This is a genomic window from Vibrio sp. V03_P4A6T147 (assembly GCF_002241085.1).
GTDB classification, from domain to species: domain Bacteria; phylum Pseudomonadota; class Gammaproteobacteria; order Enterobacterales; family Vibrionaceae; genus Vibrio; species Vibrio anguillarum.
Genome location: NZ_NDIO01000026.1, coordinates 1 through 16712, shown reverse-complemented (window position 1 = coordinate 16712; position 16712 = coordinate 1). Strand labels below are relative to the sequence as shown.

General features: G+C 47.3%; 19 protein-coding genes. 10 read left to right on the top strand and 9 right to left on the bottom strand.

Translation table 11 applies throughout. The features are described from left to right. The first annotated feature begins 92 nt into the window (after positions 1-92). Positions 93-641, top strand: coding sequence for a gamma carbonic anhydrase family protein (locus B9J84_RS00925; RefSeq protein ID WP_069212092.1), 549 nt, complete (start codon positions 93-95; stop codon positions 639-641). Here the strand turns inward: B9J84_RS00925 and B9J84_RS00920 are convergent, their stop codons facing one another. From B9J84_RS00920 to B9J84_RS00905, 4 genes are all read right to left on the bottom strand, one after another. Continuing rightward, positions 642-908 (bottom strand): DUF1488 domain-containing protein, encoded by a 267-nt coding sequence (locus B9J84_RS00920; protein WP_010319906.1) that lies wholly within the window; start codon positions 906-908, stop codon positions 642-644. A gap of 2 nt (positions 909-910) precedes the next feature. Further along, on the bottom strand, positions 911-1741 hold the full coding sequence (gene aroE / locus B9J84_RS00915) for a shikimate dehydrogenase (RefSeq protein WP_094123315.1): 831 nt from the start codon (positions 1739-1741) through the stop codon (positions 911-913). 64 nt (positions 1742-1805) lie between these two features. Next, a complete protein-coding gene (hemF, locus tag B9J84_RS00910; protein ID WP_010319908.1) occupies positions 1806-2720 on the bottom strand; it encodes an oxygen-dependent coproporphyrinogen oxidase in 915 nt (304 codons plus the stop codon). Positions 2721-2740: 20 nt separating this feature from the next. Then, positions 2741-3298 (bottom strand): L-threonylcarbamoyladenylate synthase, encoded by a 558-nt coding sequence (locus tag B9J84_RS00905; protein ID WP_094123314.1) that lies wholly within the window; start codon positions 3296-3298, stop codon positions 2741-2743. A 200-nt stretch (positions 3299-3498) separates the two neighbouring features. Here B9J84_RS00905 and purE point away from each other — a divergent pair, with 200 nt between their 5' ends. Together purE and B9J84_RS00895 are read left to right on the top strand one after the other, a co-directional pair. Beyond that, positions 3499-3984 carry a 5-(carboxyamino)imidazole ribonucleotide mutase gene (purE, locus tag B9J84_RS00900; protein ID WP_010319910.1) on the top strand — a complete coding sequence of 162 codons (486 nt, stop codon included), beginning with the start codon at positions 3499-3501 and terminating at the stop codon, positions 3982-3984. A gap of 4 nt (positions 3985-3988) precedes the next feature. After that, a complete protein-coding gene (locus tag B9J84_RS00895; protein ID WP_094123313.1) occupies positions 3989-5128 on the top strand; it encodes a 5-(carboxyamino)imidazole ribonucleotide synthase in 1140 nt (379 codons plus the stop codon). A 57-nt stretch (positions 5129-5185) separates the two neighbouring features. On the opposite strand, the gene B9J84_RS00890 is transcribed toward B9J84_RS00895, so the two are convergent. Genes B9J84_RS00890 through B9J84_RS00875 form a run of 4 tightly spaced genes read right to left on the bottom strand, consistent with a single transcriptional unit; the run spans position 5186 to position 8519 of the window. Beyond that, positions 5186-5773, bottom strand: a complete 588-nt coding sequence (locus B9J84_RS00890; protein WP_176428516.1) for a type I DNA topoisomerase — start codon at positions 5771-5773, stop codon at positions 5186-5188. A 27-nt stretch (positions 5774-5800) separates the two neighbouring features. Next, positions 5801-6277, bottom strand: a complete 477-nt coding sequence (locus B9J84_RS00885) for a DUF494 family protein (RefSeq protein ID WP_013855530.1) — start codon at positions 6275-6277, stop codon at positions 5801-5803. 2 nt (positions 6278-6279) lie between these two features. Next, positions 6280-7389 (bottom strand): DNA-processing protein DprA, encoded by a 1110-nt coding sequence (gene dprA, locus B9J84_RS00880; RefSeq protein WP_017048702.1) that lies wholly within the window; start codon positions 7387-7389, stop codon positions 6280-6282. Beyond that, positions 7389-8519, bottom strand: coding sequence for a LysM peptidoglycan-binding domain-containing protein (locus tag B9J84_RS00875; RefSeq protein WP_094123311.1), 1131 nt, complete (start codon positions 8517-8519; stop codon positions 7389-7391). Before B9J84_RS00875 ends, dprA begins: the two co-directional genes overlap by 1 nt. Positions 8520-8659: 140 nt before the next feature. On the opposite strand from B9J84_RS00875, the gene def reads away from it, so the two are divergent. From def to B9J84_RS00845, 6 genes are all read left to right on the top strand, one after another. Further along, the gene (gene def / locus B9J84_RS00870; protein WP_038148727.1) at positions 8660-9169 is read left to right on the top strand and encodes a peptide deformylase; all 510 of its coding nucleotides are present in this window, start codon (positions 8660-8662) and stop codon (positions 9167-9169) included. Between the two features lie 16 nt (positions 9170-9185). Continuing rightward, positions 9186-10133: a methionyl-tRNA formyltransferase gene (fmt, locus tag B9J84_RS00865; RefSeq protein ID WP_094123310.1), complete on the top strand. Its 948-nt coding sequence runs from the start codon at positions 9186-9188 to the stop codon at positions 10131-10133. Between the two features lie 59 nt (positions 10134-10192). Continuing rightward, positions 10193-11473: a 16S rRNA (cytosine(967)-C(5))-methyltransferase RsmB gene (rsmB, locus tag B9J84_RS00860; protein WP_094123309.1), complete on the top strand. Its 1281-nt coding sequence runs from the start codon at positions 10193-10195 to the stop codon at positions 11471-11473. Between the two features lie 74 nt (positions 11474-11547). After that, positions 11548-12924 (top strand): Trk system potassium transporter TrkA, encoded by a 1377-nt coding sequence (gene trkA / locus B9J84_RS00855; RefSeq protein ID WP_026027554.1) that lies wholly within the window; start codon positions 11548-11550, stop codon positions 12922-12924. A 12-nt stretch (positions 12925-12936) separates the two neighbouring features. Next, on the top strand, positions 12937-14382 hold the full coding sequence (locus tag B9J84_RS00850) for a TrkH family potassium uptake protein (RefSeq protein ID WP_017043680.1): 1446 nt from the start codon (positions 12937-12939) through the stop codon (positions 14380-14382). Position 14383: 1 nt separating this feature from the next. Next, the gene (locus B9J84_RS00845; RefSeq protein ID WP_094123308.1) at positions 14384-14929 is read left to right on the top strand and encodes a DUF3157 family protein; all 546 of its coding nucleotides are present in this window, start codon (positions 14384-14386) and stop codon (positions 14927-14929) included. On the opposite strand, the gene B9J84_RS00840 is transcribed toward B9J84_RS00845, so the two are convergent. Then, positions 14926-15594 (bottom strand): hemolysin III family protein, encoded by a 669-nt coding sequence (locus B9J84_RS00840; RefSeq protein ID WP_170889566.1) that lies wholly within the window; start codon positions 15592-15594, stop codon positions 14926-14928. The two genes, B9J84_RS00845 and B9J84_RS00840, sit on opposite strands and share 4 nt — an antisense overlap. 698 nt (positions 15595-16292) lie before the next feature. On the opposite strand from B9J84_RS00840, the gene B9J84_RS00830 reads away from it, so the two are divergent. Then, positions 16293-16559, top strand: a complete 267-nt coding sequence (locus B9J84_RS00830) for a YihD family protein (protein WP_026028318.1) — start codon at positions 16293-16295, stop codon at positions 16557-16559. The last annotated feature ends 153 nt before the right edge of the window (positions 16560-16712 follow it).

The window sequence follows — 16712 nt, the reverse complement described above, 5'->3', positions numbered from 1 at the left end:
GTTCGTTGGGATAATTTTTATTCAAAAAGAGTTGTTTTGACGCTATTTCTGTTTAATTTATCTTATGGCGTCAGTTATTAAAGGAGACGAGCATGTCATCAATTCGTAGTTATAAAGGAATATCCCCACAAATCGGACAGCGCGTCTATATAGATAGTAGCTCAGTGTTGGTTGGCGATATTGTTTTAGGCGATGATTCCAGCATATGGCCATTGGTTGCAGCCAGAGGCGATGTAAACCATATTCACATTGGCCAACGTAGCAACATTCAAGATGGCAGCGTACTGCACGTGACTCATAAAAACACCGAAAACCCGGATGGTTTTCCACTTATTATTGGCGATGACGTCACAATTGGCCATAAAGTGATGCTGCATGGTTGCGTAATCCATGATCGAGTCTTAATTGGCATGGGAGCAATTGTGCTCGATGGCGTAGTCGTTGAGTCGGAGGTGATGGTTGGAGCTGGCAGTTTAGTGCCACCAAACAAGGTATTGGCCAGCGGCTATCTTTATGTAGGATCCCCAGTGAAACAGATCCGCCCGCTAACAGATAAAGAGCGAGCTTTTTTGCTTAAATCTTCCGACAACTATGTGCAGAACAAAAATGACTATCTTACGAGTGTCAAAGAAAGCCATTAACTAAGCTTTAATCTCTATTTGTCCATCTAAATTGAACGCTTCATCTTCAATCAAGCTTTCAGCAAGCTCTTCAAGGTCAAATCGCCATTGTTCAAAAACTTGAATAGCTTGCTCACCGTTAGTAATCATTTCACCAGACAGATGGCTCAGTACTGACTTGTGTACCGTACACTCGAGCAGAGCTCCCGCGTGTTGAGCAGGAAAGAGTACGCTTTGGCTTGCCGAATGCCACGTTTGTCGATCAGGAAATAAAATCGCTTGATTCATGATTAGCCTTCTAGATTTTTTCTCAGTTCTCTCAATATTTGTCGAGAACCCGGCCTGAGTCCGCGCCATAGCATAAAGCTCTCCGCAGCTTGCCCAACCAACATCCCCAAACCATCATAAGCATGAGCGCAATGATGACTTAATGCCCACTGATTGAATGTTGTTAATCCTTTGCCATACATCATGTCATAGGCAACACTGCTCTTACTGAAGATCGTCGGAGCGATATTTGGCAATTCACCATCCAAGCTGGCCGAGGTCGAGTTAATGATGAGGTCAAAATGTTGATTAATCTCTTCCAACGCGATTGCTTTTACCGCGCCAAAGGGACTAAAAAGCGTGGCGAGCTGCTCAGCTTTTGCAAAGGTGCGGTTGGTAATCACGATACTTGTAGGGTGCTGATCGAGTAAGGGCTTAATCACGCCGCGCGCCGCGCCGCCAGCACCAATCACTAAAATAGAAGCGTCTCGTAGTGGCACTTGGTACTGAAGCAAATCTTGAACCAGCCCTTCTCCATCGGTGTTATCACCGATAATTTCGCCATCATCTAATTTTTTCAGTGTATTGACCGCGCCTGCAAGTTGAGCTCGATCGGTTAATCGATCCGCAAACTGATACGCTTCTTCTTTAAAAGGCACGGTAATGTTGCACCCTCGGCCACCGGAGGCAAAAAAGGTTTCAGCCGCTTGTTTAAAGCCATCTAGAGCCGCGAGTTGAGCGGTATAGTGCATTTCCTGACTGGTTTGCCGTGCAAAAAGTGTGTGGATCATCGGCGACTTACTGTGCCCAATCGGATTACCAAATACTGCATATTGATCAATGTGCTGAGCCATATCCTTGCCTCTCGATAATTAACAGGGCCACCTCGGCGACCCTATCATTGAAAATGTACCGCTGTCACCACTCCCTCGGCAGCAAGAAGGTGTTTAATTTCGCCTCTGCGCTGCCCTCTTCCGCTTGATAACGATATTGCCAACGAGCTAATGGCGGCATCGACATTAAAATCGATTCCGTTCGACCGCCACTTTGCAAACCAAACAATGTGCCGCGATCATACACTAAGTTGAACTCTACATAGCGACCACGGCGATAAAGTTGAAACTGGCGCTCTCTGTCACCGTACTCCATCGCTTGACGACGTTCAACAATCGGCAAATACGCAGCGGTGTATCCTTTACCGACAGCTTGCATATAAGCAAAACAGCGCTCAAATCCCCAAGCATTTAAATCATCGAAAAATAGGCCACCAATACCGCGCGTTTCATTGCGATGAGGGAGGAAGAAATACTCATCGCACCACGATTTATGTTCGGCATACACTTTTTCACCAAAAGGAACACACAGTGCTTTCGCCGTGGCATGCCATGATTGAGCATCTTCTTCAAACGGATAGAAAGGCGTTAAGTCAAATCCTCCGCCAAACCACCAGATAGGATCTTCACCTTCTTTTTCAGCGATGAAGAAACGAACATTGGCATGAGAAGTCGGAACATAGGGATTGTTTGGATGCATCACCAAAGAAACCCCCATCGCTTCAAAATGACGTCCAGCTAATTCAGGGCGATGCGCGGTCGCTGAAGCGGGCATTTGCTGCCCTTGCACATGCGAGAAATTCACGCCGCCTTGTTCAAAAACACGGCCTTCTTTCATCACTCGAGTTCGCCCACCGCCTCCCAAACGCTCACTCGGTTCGCGATGCCATGCATCTTCTTCAAACAGTGCTTGGCCATCCGCTTGTTCAAGTTGCTGGCAAATGGAATCTTGCAGCTCAAGCAAAAATTGTTTGACGGCTTGCTTATCAATGGTTGGCATCGCTTACTTCCTTAGCAGGGTTAACCCTGTCTTAATACTTGTGAGGTTTTCGCGTCACGAATTTCACTGGGCTTATTTCGACCACCGGTTTGACCATCTAAAATCGCAGCCAGTTGCTCACCCAGTTGCGATTCAACTTCTTCCGTTGTCAGGCAAGGTGCAAGACCACTTAAATTCGCACTGGTCGAGGTTAATGGTTTTCCAAACGCATTGCATAGCTTTTGCACTAAAGGATGATCTGTCACACGTACGGCTATCGAATCAAATTGTCCACTCACCCAAGTAGAGACTTTATCACTGGTCGGCATTATCCATGTCACAGGGCCAGGCCAGGTGGCATGTACTCGTGCGAGCTGCTCTGGTGTCAACTGGCTCTCATCAATATAAGGAAGCAATTGTTCGTAAGAGGCCGCAATTAAAATCAACCCCTTTTCCACAGGACGCTGCTTGAGCGCTAAGAGCTTCTGAATGGCTTGCGGGTTATCTGGGTCACACCCAACCCCAAACACGCCTTCCGTTGGGTAGGCAATTACTTCACCGTCACGTAGAGCCTGCAAAGTGTGTTCAAAGTTATTCACAAAAACTGTCCATCGGTTTCTTTAATACAGTGTGGCTAAGTGTACAAACTTCGTTGAAAACTGGCTAAAGCTATTTGTTTATAAAATGTATCAATTGCACAATTAAGCTGACGCAAACGTTTTCCTAAGGAAAAAATACTCGTATAATGCGCGCAAATTATCCCGCTCACCCCATTTTTAGAAGTATTAAGGAGTTTGAGATGAAAGTCGGAATTATCATGGGTTCAAAATCCGATTGGCCCACAATGAAGCTAGCTGCTGACATGTTGGATCAATTTGGTGTGGCATACGAAACCAAAGTTGTCTCTGCTCACCGCACACCTCAACTTCTTGCCGATTACGCCACCAGCGCAAGAGAACGCGGCCTTAAAGTCATCATAGCTGGCGCAGGCGGAGCCGCACACCTGCCGGGCATGACGGCAGCGTTTACTAGCTTGCCGGTACTTGGCGTTCCCGTTCAGTCAAAGGCACTCAAAGGGATGGACTCTTTACTCTCTATTGTGCAAATGCCAAAAGGGATTGCGGTGGGCACCTTAGCTATTGGAGAAGCAGGCGCGGCTAATGCTGGGCTGCTTGCCGCGCAAATCATCGGCACCAGTGATGAGGCCGTCATGGCAAAAGTGGAAGCATTTCGTTTAGCACAAACTGAAGCGGTGTTGAGCCACCCTAACCCTGCAGAGGATTGATACTATGCACGTTTTAGTCTTGGGCGCTGGGCAACTGGCACGCATGATGGCTCTGGCTGGCGCTCCGCTGAACATTCAAATCTCCGCTTTTGATGTGGGCAGCGGTAACATCGTCCATCCTTTGACATTACACATCACTGGTCATGGTTTAGACAATGCGATCAAACAAGCGGATGTCATTACCGCTGAATTTGAGCATATTCCCCATGAAATTCTCACCGTTTGTGAGCAAAGTGGTAAGTTTCTTCCTAGCGTCGAAGCCATTAAAGCCGGAGGCGATCGCCGTCTTGAAAAAGCGCTACTCGATGAAGCCAACGCAAAAAATGCCCAATACTTTGTGATTAATACTCGTGAAGATTTAGATGCCGCGATAACCAACATCGGCCTGCCCATGGTTCTAAAAAGTGCACTGGGTGGCTATGACGGAAAGGGTCAATGGCGTTTAAAAGAAGCTTCACAAGCAGAGCTCATTTGGCCAGAAATGGAAGCCTGTATCCAAGCTACTCCGACTCAAGCGATAGTGGCTGAGCAGTTTGTTCCCTTTGATCGTGAAGTCTCGTTAGTCGGCGCGCGTGCCAAAGATGGCAGCATCGCGGTTTACCCGCTGGCAGAAAATGTGCACATTAACGGTGTACTGAGTTTATCAACGGCGATAGATGACCCAGCCTTGCAAGAGCAAGCACTGTCGATGTTTACCTCGGTTGCCGCTCGTCTCAATTATGTCGGTGTGCTAGCGCTCGAGTTTTTTGATGTGCAGGGAACATTGTTGGTGAATGAAATTGCACCACGAGTCCATAACTCTGGTCACTGGACACAGCAAGGCGCAGAAACCTGTCAATTTGAGAATCACCTTCGCGCAGTATGTGGCTTACCTTTAGGCAGCACGAAGTTACTTCGCCCAACCGCGATGATTAATATTTTGGGTGAGGACAATTTACCAGAAGCCGTGATGGCGATTGAAGGCTGCCACATTCATTGGTATGGCAAAGAGAAACGTGCTGGGCGCAAAATGGGCCATATTAATGTCAGTGCAGATTACAACGCGCAGTTGCAACGAACGCTCTGTTGCTTGGCTGAAGTGCTTGATGCGACAACCTATCCAGCCTTGCACCATTTTGTTCAAGCGCTCAAGCCGACGCTCTAAAATAAACCTAATTGACGATAAATATGGATAAAAAATGGCACGTTCAATGTGCCATTTTTATATGCCGTCACTTTGCTCTGTGGCGGATTGAATATGACCACATTTTCGATCAGCACATTGCAGCTTGATACCACTGGCGAGTTTTTTCTCTATCAATAATCCAAACCCACATTTTTCGCATTTACCGGCAACAGGTTGCTGATTAACGGCAAACTTGCATTTAGGGTAATTATCGCAAGCATGAAAAGTTTTACCATGGCGCGTTTTTCGCTCCACTAAATGGCCTTTCAAACATTCAGGACAAAGCTGTTTTGACTGAGGAACATTGTCTGCAGGGGAATCTGTATCTTGGATATGGTGGCAATGCGGATAATGACTACACCCGATAAACATGCCATAACGACCTTGGCGTAACACTAATTCATGGCCACACTCTGGGCATGGCACACCCAACTCCTTAACGATATGACCATCATTTTGCTGCAGCGGCTTAATATAGTCACAATTGGGATAATGGTTACAGCCTAAAAACAGCCCATGCTTACCCCGACGAAGCTGTAATTGGCCACCACATTGCGGACAAGGCTCATGCTGCAGCGCTTGTCCATGCGCAGAAAAAAGGGGGGACTCGGTTTTACGACTCATAATGCTCAACTAAACGAACGGCTGCAATCAATGCAAAATACCTTGATCTTTGGTGTATAGCAGCTCTTCCATAAGCGTGTAAGCATTTTCATTTCCCGGTACATTAAATAGCACCATCAAAATGATCCACTTTAAGTCATCCAATTCAAATTCATTGGTTTCTAAACCCATCACTCGATCAATCACCATTTCACGAATTTCAGGAGTTAATACTTTCACTTGTTCAAGGAACAATAAAAAACCTCGGCTTTCAAGATCCAGCCTGTCCATCTCTTGTGCTGTGTACATCCGCATCGAAGTCGCAGCACTGGTTGCCATCGCTGAATGAGCATCGGTTTGTTGCAATGCCGCAAGCTCTTCTAACCAATTCAGGGCCTTATAGATATCTTTCTGGTGAAAACCGGCTCGAAGCAATTCATCTTCAAGCTCATCTTGATCGACTTGCAAATCTACATCGCTATGGACGTAGGTTTCAAATAGATACATCAATATATCCATCATCATAGCTAACCCTTCCCCTTACGAATATAGCCGCCAGAAACGGCAACAACATGACCTGAAAGCTCAAGTTCTAAAAGCTGCATCATGACTTCATGGACAGGTATATGGGTCCTGCTCGCAAGAATATCAACAGGCGTAGCCTCTACTCCTACGTTAGCTAACAGTTCAGCAAATGGCAATTGCTGATCGCTCTGTACAGAAAATAAATCAGGTTGAGGCTGCTTTTGGCGCAATGACCAGTCTACTAAGGTGCCAATTTCAGATAATACTTGTTCACTGTTTTGCACCAAGCACGCCCCACAACGAATAAGTTGATTACTACCGTGGCAATTTGGGTTAGCAATGGAGCCCGGAATAACAAACACATCTCGCCCTTGCTCAGCCGCATAGCGCGCCGTGATCAACGAGCCACTTTTCTCCGCCGCCTCCACCACTAAAACACCAACCGCTAACCCACTGATAATGCGATTTCGCCGCGGAAAGTTATCTGGCCTTGGTTTGGCTTTGGGACGAAATTCCGAGACTAATGCTCCGCTTTCCATCACCCGTTGCGCTAATTTTTTATGTCGCGCTGGGTAAATAGATTCAAGGCCCGAACCGAGCACGGCTATCGTCTCACCACCCGCTTGCAACGCACCGTCATGAGCATGTCCATCAATACCTAATGCCAAACCACTGGTAACAAGCAAGCCCTGTTGCACAAATTCTCGCGCAAACTGATGAGCAACTCGTTGGCCATCAGGGCTCGCATTACGACTGCCGACGATCGCCATTTGCGGATCAGAGAGTGCTGTTATTCGTCCTTTGACAAATAAAACCGGAGGTGCGGTAGCAATTTCTTTTAGTAAAGAAGGATAACCATCGCAAAATGGAGTAAGGATATGATGAGACTCATTAGCTTGCTGCCAACTTAGGCATTCTTCAACTTCTTGAGGGGCCGTCTCGCGCAGATAACGGATTTGATCTTGAACTAGACCCAACGCGGCTAACTCCCGCTCGGAATAGTCAATTAAATGAGCAAGAGAAGCGACGCTAGCAAGACGAGAAAGTTTCTTGCCACCCAATTTTGGCACAAAGCTGAATGCTAGCCACGCCGCTAATTCGTTCTGCTCCATCAGCTTGCGGTATCATCCTTAACCACCGAGTCCGTATAGGCTTGTTCATTTGGCTCGATTGTTAGCTCTGGTTTGAGCGGCGAAACCGCGATTACACTTTTACCAATCGGCACGAGGCTATCGGTAATCAAAGCCAAACTAAAATGTTCATAAGGTCGAATGACCATCAAACTGCCCACCAAGCTGCTTGGTAATTGCAGGGTTTCATCAAGGTTCTGTTGGTGCTGTCCTTTCTTTCCAGACACTTTAGAACCGGCTTGAATCAAATCAAACATCGTCCCTTGACGCAGTTGATCTGCAAGGCCTTTATCGATCACAACTACCTGATTCTGCGCCGAATACTCACTACCCTCCAACGATCCGAGGATATGCGTTTCAGCTTGTAGTCGCGATGGCGATGGGAAAAAAGTGGTTGAAAGCGTTAAGGTTTCGACGCCCACTTCAGGTAGGGCAATATCATTGACTCTTATCTCTTGTTGCTGTGCGGTGATGGTTAGCCCGCTAAAAGCCTCATCGGCGGAGACCAATTCACCAGAAGCAATCAAACGCAAAGCAACCATAGTTTTATTTTTCGCGGCAGCATCATGACGAGAAAACTCAGCGATTTCACGATAAATACCCCATTTGGGGTGAGTCTGTTGCCCGCTTATGTAGAGCGTATCTTGCGCCATCAGATATTGTTTACCGTCGCTGGCACCGAGCACACGCTGGCTTTCTTGTAATGTTTGCTTATCCAGTAAGCGATCCGTATGCAGATACGGCAACACTAATCCCTCTTGCACCGTCGGAACCGCTTTTTTCTCAAGCACACGCACTTTCGGACTCAACTTGACCATAGGTTTTAAACTCAACACCGGCTGTCCGTTACGCCAGACTAAGGTCAGCTTATCGCCGGGATAAATCAAATGCGGGTTATCGATCTCTGGGTTAATTTGCCATAAACGTGGCCACAACCACGGGTTATCAAGATAGAGCGCAGAAATATCCCACAAGGTATCTCCTTTGACGACCGTGTATGTCTGCGGGGCATTTGCTTTGACGGTGAGCGCCATATCCTCCGCCGCCAACGCATTAACGGCCAATGACAACGGTAAAAAAACACACACTAAATAACGAATAAATCGTAACATGACCTCTGTTCCTTGGCCGAAATAAGTAAGGATGAATCAGATTATTAACATTTGGATGCTGTCATTTGGGTCATAAAATGTCTAGAATTGAGCCAACAAGCTTTAAGCTGTTTCGGCACAGTTCAATATTTCGAGTGTATATGTCTGTATTACAAGTATTAACATTCCCAGATGATCGTCTTCGTACCGTGGCAAAACCGGTAGAGAAAGTGACACCTGAGATCCAAAAAATCGTCGATGACATGATTGAGACTATGTACGACGAGGACGGTATCGGCCTTGCCGCAACGCAAGTCGATATTCACCAACGCATCGTTGTGATCGATATTTCAGAGAGTCGCGACCAGCCAATGGTTCTGATTAACCCTGAAATCTTAGAGAAACGCGGTGAAGATGGCATTGAAGAAGGCTGTCTGTCGGTCCCGGGCTCACGCGCCCTTGTTCCTCGCGCAGCAGAAGTCACAGTCAAAGCGTTAGATCGTGATGGCAACGAATTCTCATTTGAAGCGGATGACCTTTTAGCCATTTGTGTTCAACACGAGCTTGATCACTTACAAGGCAAACTGTTTGTGGATTACCTTTCGCCATTAAAGCGTAAGCGTATTAGAGATAAGCTAGAGAAAATCAAACGCTATAACGAAAAAAACTAACTTAAGTGAGGTTACCTTGAGCCAATCATTACGCATTGTGTTTGCAGGTACTCCGGACTTCGCCGCCCGTCATTTGGCGGCGTTGTTGTCTTCGGAGCATGAGGTTATCGCGGTGTACACTAAGCCCGATAGCCCGGCAGGGCGCGGTAAAAAACTGACCGCCAGCCCAGTGAAACAGATGGCCGTTGAGCACAATATTGCTGTGTATCAACCAGAGAACTTTAAGAGCGACGAAGCCAAGCAAGCGCTCGCCGATCTCAACGCGGATTTAATGGTAGTAGTCGCCTACGGATTACTGCTACCGAAGGCCGTACTTGATATGCCAAGGCTTGGCTGTATTAACGTACACGGTTCCATTCTGCCACGGTGGCGTGGTGCCGCACCGATCCAACGCTCGATCTGGGCGGGAGACAGTGAAACGGGTGTAACCATCATGCAAATGGATGTCGGCCTAGATACGGGCGATATGCTCAAAATTGCTAAGCTGCCGATTGAGGCAACAGACACCAGCGCTTCTATGTATGACAAACTGGCCGAGTTAGGCCCACAAGCGTTGGTAGAATGCATCGCCGATATCGCTAGTGGCAAAGCGATTGCCACTCAACAAGATGATACATTGGCTAACTACGCACAAAAACTTAGCAAAGAAGAAGCCAAAATCGATTGGTCAGCGGATGCTGCTTTTATTGAACGCTGCGTGCGTGCTTTTAATCCATGGCCAATGAGCCATTTTTATGTGGCTGAGAACAGCATTAAAGTGTGGCAAAGTCGCGTTGAAGCACAAACCAGCGACCACCCTGCAGGCACGATTGTTCAAGCCGATAAATCGGGTATTTATGTGGCAACCGGCAACGGCTTACTGGTGCTTGAGCAGTTGCAGGTGCCGGGTAAAAAAGCGATGTCAGTGCAAGACATTCTCAATTCGCGCGCAAGCTGGTTTGAAGTCGGCACACAACTTAGCTAAACCTTAACGAGGGCAGAGATGCCCTCATTGATTTTCATTTATTTAAAGTCGGTACTTCTATGAATGTTCGCGCAGCTGCGGCTAACGTGTTGTTTCAAGTGGTTGATAAAGGCCACTCACTTTCTCACGCACTTCCTGCGGCGCAAAAAACCATCCGCCCAAGAGACCATGCTCTGTTGCAAGAGATCTGCTACGGGGCTTTGCGTTATTTGCCTCGTTTGGAATCAATTGCCAATGAGCTAATGGACAACCCACTGAAAGGGAAAAAGCGGGTTTTTCACCATCTTATTTTAGTTGGTATCTACCAGTTAAGCTTTATGCGCATTCCCGCTCACGCGGCAGTAGCCGAGACGGTTGAAGGCACCAAAACATTGCGCGGTGAAAATTTAGGTGGGCTAATCAACGCCGTATTGCGCAGCTACTTGCGCGATCAAGAAGCACTGGACGCTATCGCCGTTAGCCACAACGCAGGCAAATATGGCCACCCAAGTTGGCTACTTAAACTGTTACAACAAGCGTACCCAGAACAGTGGGAAACGGTTGTGCAAGCCAACAATCAAAAAGCGCCAATGTGGTTGCGCGTCAATCGTCAGCACCACACTCGTGATGAATATCTTGCACTACTAGCTAGCGAAAATATCGAGTGCAGCGTGCACTCTCACGCCGCTGACGCAATAAAACTCGCTGCACCTTGCGATGTAACGCTTTTACCCGGTTTTGATCGTGGTTGGGTATCGGTGCAAGATGCCGCTGCGCAGCTAGCGATTGACTACCTTCAACCTAAAGCAGGCGAGCTGATTTTAGATTGCTGCGCCGCCCCAGGGGGTAAAACCGCGCACATCCTGGAGCACACACACGATACTGAAGTGGTTGCGATTGACAGCGATGCAACCCGCCTTGAACGCGTCTATGACAACTTAGAACGCCTGCAACTTCGCGCTGATGTGATCTGCGGTGATGCTCGTTATCCTGAAGAGTGGTGGCATGGCGAACAGTTTGACCGAATTTTATTAGATGCACCTTGCTCTGCCACTGGGGTTATTCGCCGTCATCCAGACATCAAATGGCTACGTCGTGGTAGCGATATTGAGGCATTGGCTCAATTACAAAGCGAAATACTGGACGCAATGTGGAAGCAATTAAAAGTCGGTGGCACTATGGTTTACGTAACCTGCTCGATCACTCCACAAGAAAACAGCTTGCAGGTCAAAGCCTTCTTAGAACGAACTCATAACGCTCAATTAGTGGGTTCCGATCGTGAGCAGCCGGGGCGTCAGATACTCCCCGGAGAAGAAGATATGGACGGTTTTTACTACGCAGTATTAACCAAACAAGCGTAAATTCGACGCACATTGGCAGCATTATTGCTGCCTTTTCAGTGGCCGATATTCGGCAGGTAGAAAGAGAACAGAGTATGAAAATCATTATTCTTGGTGCAGGTCAGGTCGGTGGTACACTGGCCGAAAACTTGGTCGGCGAGAACAATGACATCACCATTGTCGACAAAAATAGTGACCGCTTGCGCGAGCTGCAAGACAAGTACGATTTGCGGGTTATTCATGGCCACGCCAGCCACCCTGATGTACTGCGTGAAGCGGGCGCACAGGACGCGGACATGCTGGTTGCGGTCACCAATACCGACGAAACCAACATGGCGGCATGCCAGGTGGCGTTCTCTTTGTTTAATACGCCCAACCGAATTGCGCGTATTCGTTCTCCTGAATATCTGCTTGAAAAAGAGACTTTGTTTCAGTCAGGCGCGATCCCGGTGGATCACCTTATCGCCCCTGAAGAGCTAGTGACGAGCTATATTGAACGGTTGATCCAATACCCCGGCGCACTGCAAGTGGTGAGTTTTGCCGAAGAGAAAGTGAGCCTAGTGGCTGTGAAAGCTTACTACGGCGGGCCATTGGTGGGTAATGCTCTTTCAGCGCTACGTGAACACATGCCGCACATTGATACCCGCGTCGCGGCCATTTTCCGCCAAGGTCGGCCGATTCGCCCGCAAGGCACTACCATTATTGAAGCTGACGATGAAGTGTTCTTCGTGGCAGCCAGTAATCATATTCGCTCGGTCATGAGTGAGCTACAGCGGCTGGAAAAAACCTATCGTCGTATCATGATTGTTGGCGGGGGTAACATTGGGGCAAGCTTAGCTAAACGTTTAGAGCACAGCTACAGCGTTAAACTGATTGAGCGTAATTACCCACGTGCAGAGCAGTTATCGGAAGAGTTAGAAAACACCATAGTATTTTGTGGTGATGCAGCGGACCAAGAGCTGCTAGCCGAAGAGAACATCGACCAAGTCGATGTATTTATTGCGCTCACCAACGAAGATGAAACCAACATCATGTCCGCCATGCTCGCCAAGCGTATGGGCGCGAAAAAAGTGATGGTACTTATCCAGCGTGGCGCGTATGTCGACCTCGTACAAGGCGGCGTGATTGATGTCGCGATTTCACCCCAACAAGCCACCATTTCCGCACTGCTGACTCACGTACGTCGTGCCGATATCGTTAACGTCTCTTCGCTACGCCGTGGCGCGGCAGAAGCGATTGAAGCAATTGCACATGGCGACCAAAACACCTCTAAAGTGGTGGGACGCGCAGTGGGTGATATTAAACTGCCACCGGGCACAACCATTGGCGCGATTGTGCGTGGTGAAGAAGTGTTAATCGCCCATGACCGCACTATTATCGAGCAAGATGATCACGTGGTGATGTTCTTAGTGGATAAAAAGTACGTGCCCGATGTGGAAGCCTTGTTCCAACCTAGCCCATTTTTCCTATAGGTCATTGGCGTCATGCTGAATTTACGCCCCATTTCATTCGTTATAGGACTCGTGCTGTCTAAGCTCGCCCTATTTATGTATGTGCCGACACTGGTTGCTTTTTTTACCGGTACGGGTGGCTTCCTTGATTTTGCTCAAGCGGTCATCATCACTCATATTGTCGCCTTTATCTGCTTAAGCTTGGGGCGTACCGCGCACTTTAAGCTCAGCGTGCGCGATATGTTTCTCATCACCAGCTTAGTGTGGACGGTTGCCAGCGCTTTCGCGGCGCTCCCTTTCGTCTTTATCAACCACATCAGCTTTACCGACGCCTACTTTGAAACCATGTCAGGGTTAACCACTACAGGTTCAACCGTGCTCAGTGGCCTTGATAATATGCCGCCCAGCATCTTGTTGTGGCGTTCTATTCTGCAATGGCTTGGTGGGGTTGGGTTTATCGTAATGGCGGTAGCGGTATTACCAATGCTCAATGTGGGTGGGATGAAATTGTTCCAAACCGAATCGTCTGATTGGTCCGATAAAAGTAGCCCACGCGCCAAAACTGTCGCGAAAAATATTGTGCTGGTCTATTTGGTACTGACCTTACTGTGCTTGATTGGTTATATCCTCACTGGCATGACGCTTTTTGAAGCGATCAACCACTCATTTACCACCTTGTCGACTGGTGGATATTCTACCTCCGACGGTTCGATGAACCACTTCTCAAACGGTGCACATTGGGTAGCAACGCTGTTTATGTTTTTGGGGGGCTTGCCCTTTCTACTGTTTGTCGCTGCGGCCCGAAAACAAAATATCAAAGTGATCATAAAAGACGCACAAGTTCGCGGATTTGCTTATCTTTTCCTAATTGCCAGTCTCATCATTGCGTTGTGGCTGAATCTCAAACTAGGCTACTACTGGTTGGACGCCCTGCGAGTGGCGATGTTTAATATCGTTTCAGTGGTCACGACTACTGGTTTTGGTTTGGAAGATTTCACCGCCTGGGGCGCACTGCCAAGCACGCTGTTCATCTTCTTAATGGCAGCAGGAGCTTGTTCCGGCTCAACCTCTGGTGGGATTAAAGTGTTCCGCTTCCAAATTGCGATGACGCTGCTCAATAAACAAATTATGAAGTTGGTCCATCCATCAGGCATCTTCGTACAGCGCTATAATCATCGTCCAGTTAATGATGATATTGTCCGCTCAGTCGTTGCTTTTGGTTTGACCTTTTTTATCACTGTCATTGCTATCGCAGGCGCGCTCAGTGCAATGGGCCTTGATCCTGTCACCAGCATTTCAGGTTCCATCACCGCAGTGGCCAACGTTGGTCCCGGAATGGGCTCGGTGATTGGTCCAACGGGCAACTTCGCACCACTGCCTGACGCAGCAAAGTGGGTTCTGAGCTTAGGGATGTTGATGGGGCGTTTAGAAATTTTGACGATTATCGTTCTGTTTTTCCCTGCATTTTGGCGACGTTAAGATGAAGACAATACCTGTGATAATGATGCTGTTAAGCATGACAGCAAGCGCCGTATCTTGCGCGCAAGTTCTGACCTTAGAAGATGGCCGCCAGGTTAAACTCAATGATGATTTCACATGGCAATATGTTGAACCGCAATCAATGTCGCCGGAAACCGTCATTCACGCGGCCCCTATTGCTCAAAAAGCCCGAGCAACCACCTTTGAGATGGGGAGTGAAAAACCGATTTTACAACTGTCGGATTCTGGAGTGGAAGTGGTACTCGGCGCGGCTTACTACCAAGGAGATACACTCGTTATCCCAACAGCCATCACCAATCAAAGCTCGCAATCTGTCATTGCGGTAGTGCTCAGCATCACTCTTTATGACGATCAAGGTCAACCGCTGCTCACTCAGCAGTTACCCATTTGGCAATCCATTAAACGGATGGCTGATAGCTATTTACGCCCACAAACTCAAGCGCAAGGAAAGCCGATTACCCTTCAGGTTGATCGCCAGCAAGGCTATCAAATTTCGGCCAACATTGAGCGGGTTGAAATGCGTTAAGCACTTACTGGGTGAACAAAAAGGTAAACCGCAAAAAAGTGACAAGCACTGCCACCTAGCACGAATAAATGCCAAATCGCATGGTTATAGGGAATGCGTTTCGCTACATAAAAAATCACCCCGAGCGAATAGACCAAACCACCAGCAGCAAGTAGCACCAAACCACCGACCTCAATATTGAGGGCCAGTTGGTAGATCACAACCAAGGATAACCACCCCATCGCCAAATAAGTCACTAGTGAGAACTTTTTAAAACGGTAGACAAAGGCAATTTTCATGATGATACCGAGCAGCGCCAGCAGCCAGATCACCACCATAAGACCTATCGCTAAAGGAGTGCGAAGGCTAACCAACAAAAAGGGGGTGTAACTTCCGGCAATCAGTAGATAAATGGCACAGTGGTCGAACGTTTTTAGCCAGCGTTTGGCTTTCGGTGTCGCAACGGAGTGATACAGCGTTGAAGCAAGGAATAACGCTATCATGCTGCCACCATAGAGACTCATACTGATATAAGTCAATGCATCGGCCTGCGCACTTGTTGCCTTGATCAGCAGCAAGACTAAACCAACAAAACTAAGCAATAGCCCCAAACCATGACTCAGTGCATTCGCCCGTTCTTCACCAGCACCATAGCCGTCATTGTCAACAGCAGACATAAACACCATACCAAAAGCAACAAAATGTGGGCTTAGTATTGCACAACTCAGCTTACAGTTGTAAGCCTAAATACAAATTTCGTAACGAAACGGGTATCAAGGAGAGCGATAAATCGCGAGTTTTTGTAAACGAAATAGGTACCTCCTATTTAACAAAACGCGATGTAATGCCGATCAGATGACAAACTCAACCAAGCATCTCACACAATTTTAAGCTTTATTTGCAAGAATATTCATCTCAACAATCGTTCAACTATCGATCAATTCAAAACTTGGTGCTAATCTAACTACGATATGAAAGCATATCGTTATTCCTGAATCATTATTTGGATTGGCGAGAGCCAGAAGAGCCACCCTTCAATTATGAAGCTCAACTCATGGTGATTCAGGCCATTAGATTGGCAATGGATGTGCCTGACCGTTAGGTTAATGAATGCGCCCAACAGTTGTCAGGTTTTCGCACACAAACCGTAGTGCAATGCGTCGTCGTAGTGGTTTTGCTGCTGCTCCGACTGCAAAAAAAGTCGCTCCAGCAATGACTTTAGTTGAAAAAAATGCCCTTACTGCATCGAGCACAACTAATGTTGTTCAGGCAGCATAATTAAAAAGCGCAGCTAAACCCTGCGCTTTTTCTTTGCGCTCAATGGACTTCAATCCGCAATTTGGTACCTTTACTCAAAATACTTATAAAAATTGGGGAAAAGAGAATGCAATGTCATCGAATTGAAGAACTAATTGAACTACTTGCGCCTGAATGGCAAAAAGATCAGCAGCTCAACTTAGTGCAATTCATCACCAAACTGGCTCAAGAAGCGGGTTATAAAGGACCTTTAGAAGCGCTTACAGATGATGTATTGATCTACCATCTAAAAATGCGCAACAGCGCCAAAGACGAAATGATTCCTGGCCTGAAGAAAGATCAGGAAGATGATTTTAAAACAGCCATTTTACGCGCGCGTGGCATCATAAAATGATGTAGCCCCCTGTGATAATGATCAAGATAGCGGCCTTATTAGGTCGCTTTTTTATTATTAGCGATAAGCCTCACGAGTTGAGGCTTTATTGTTAAAGGTTGATAGTGTTAAAGAAATAAAATTGTTATTGGCGTTATACTTGCTGCTTAATAA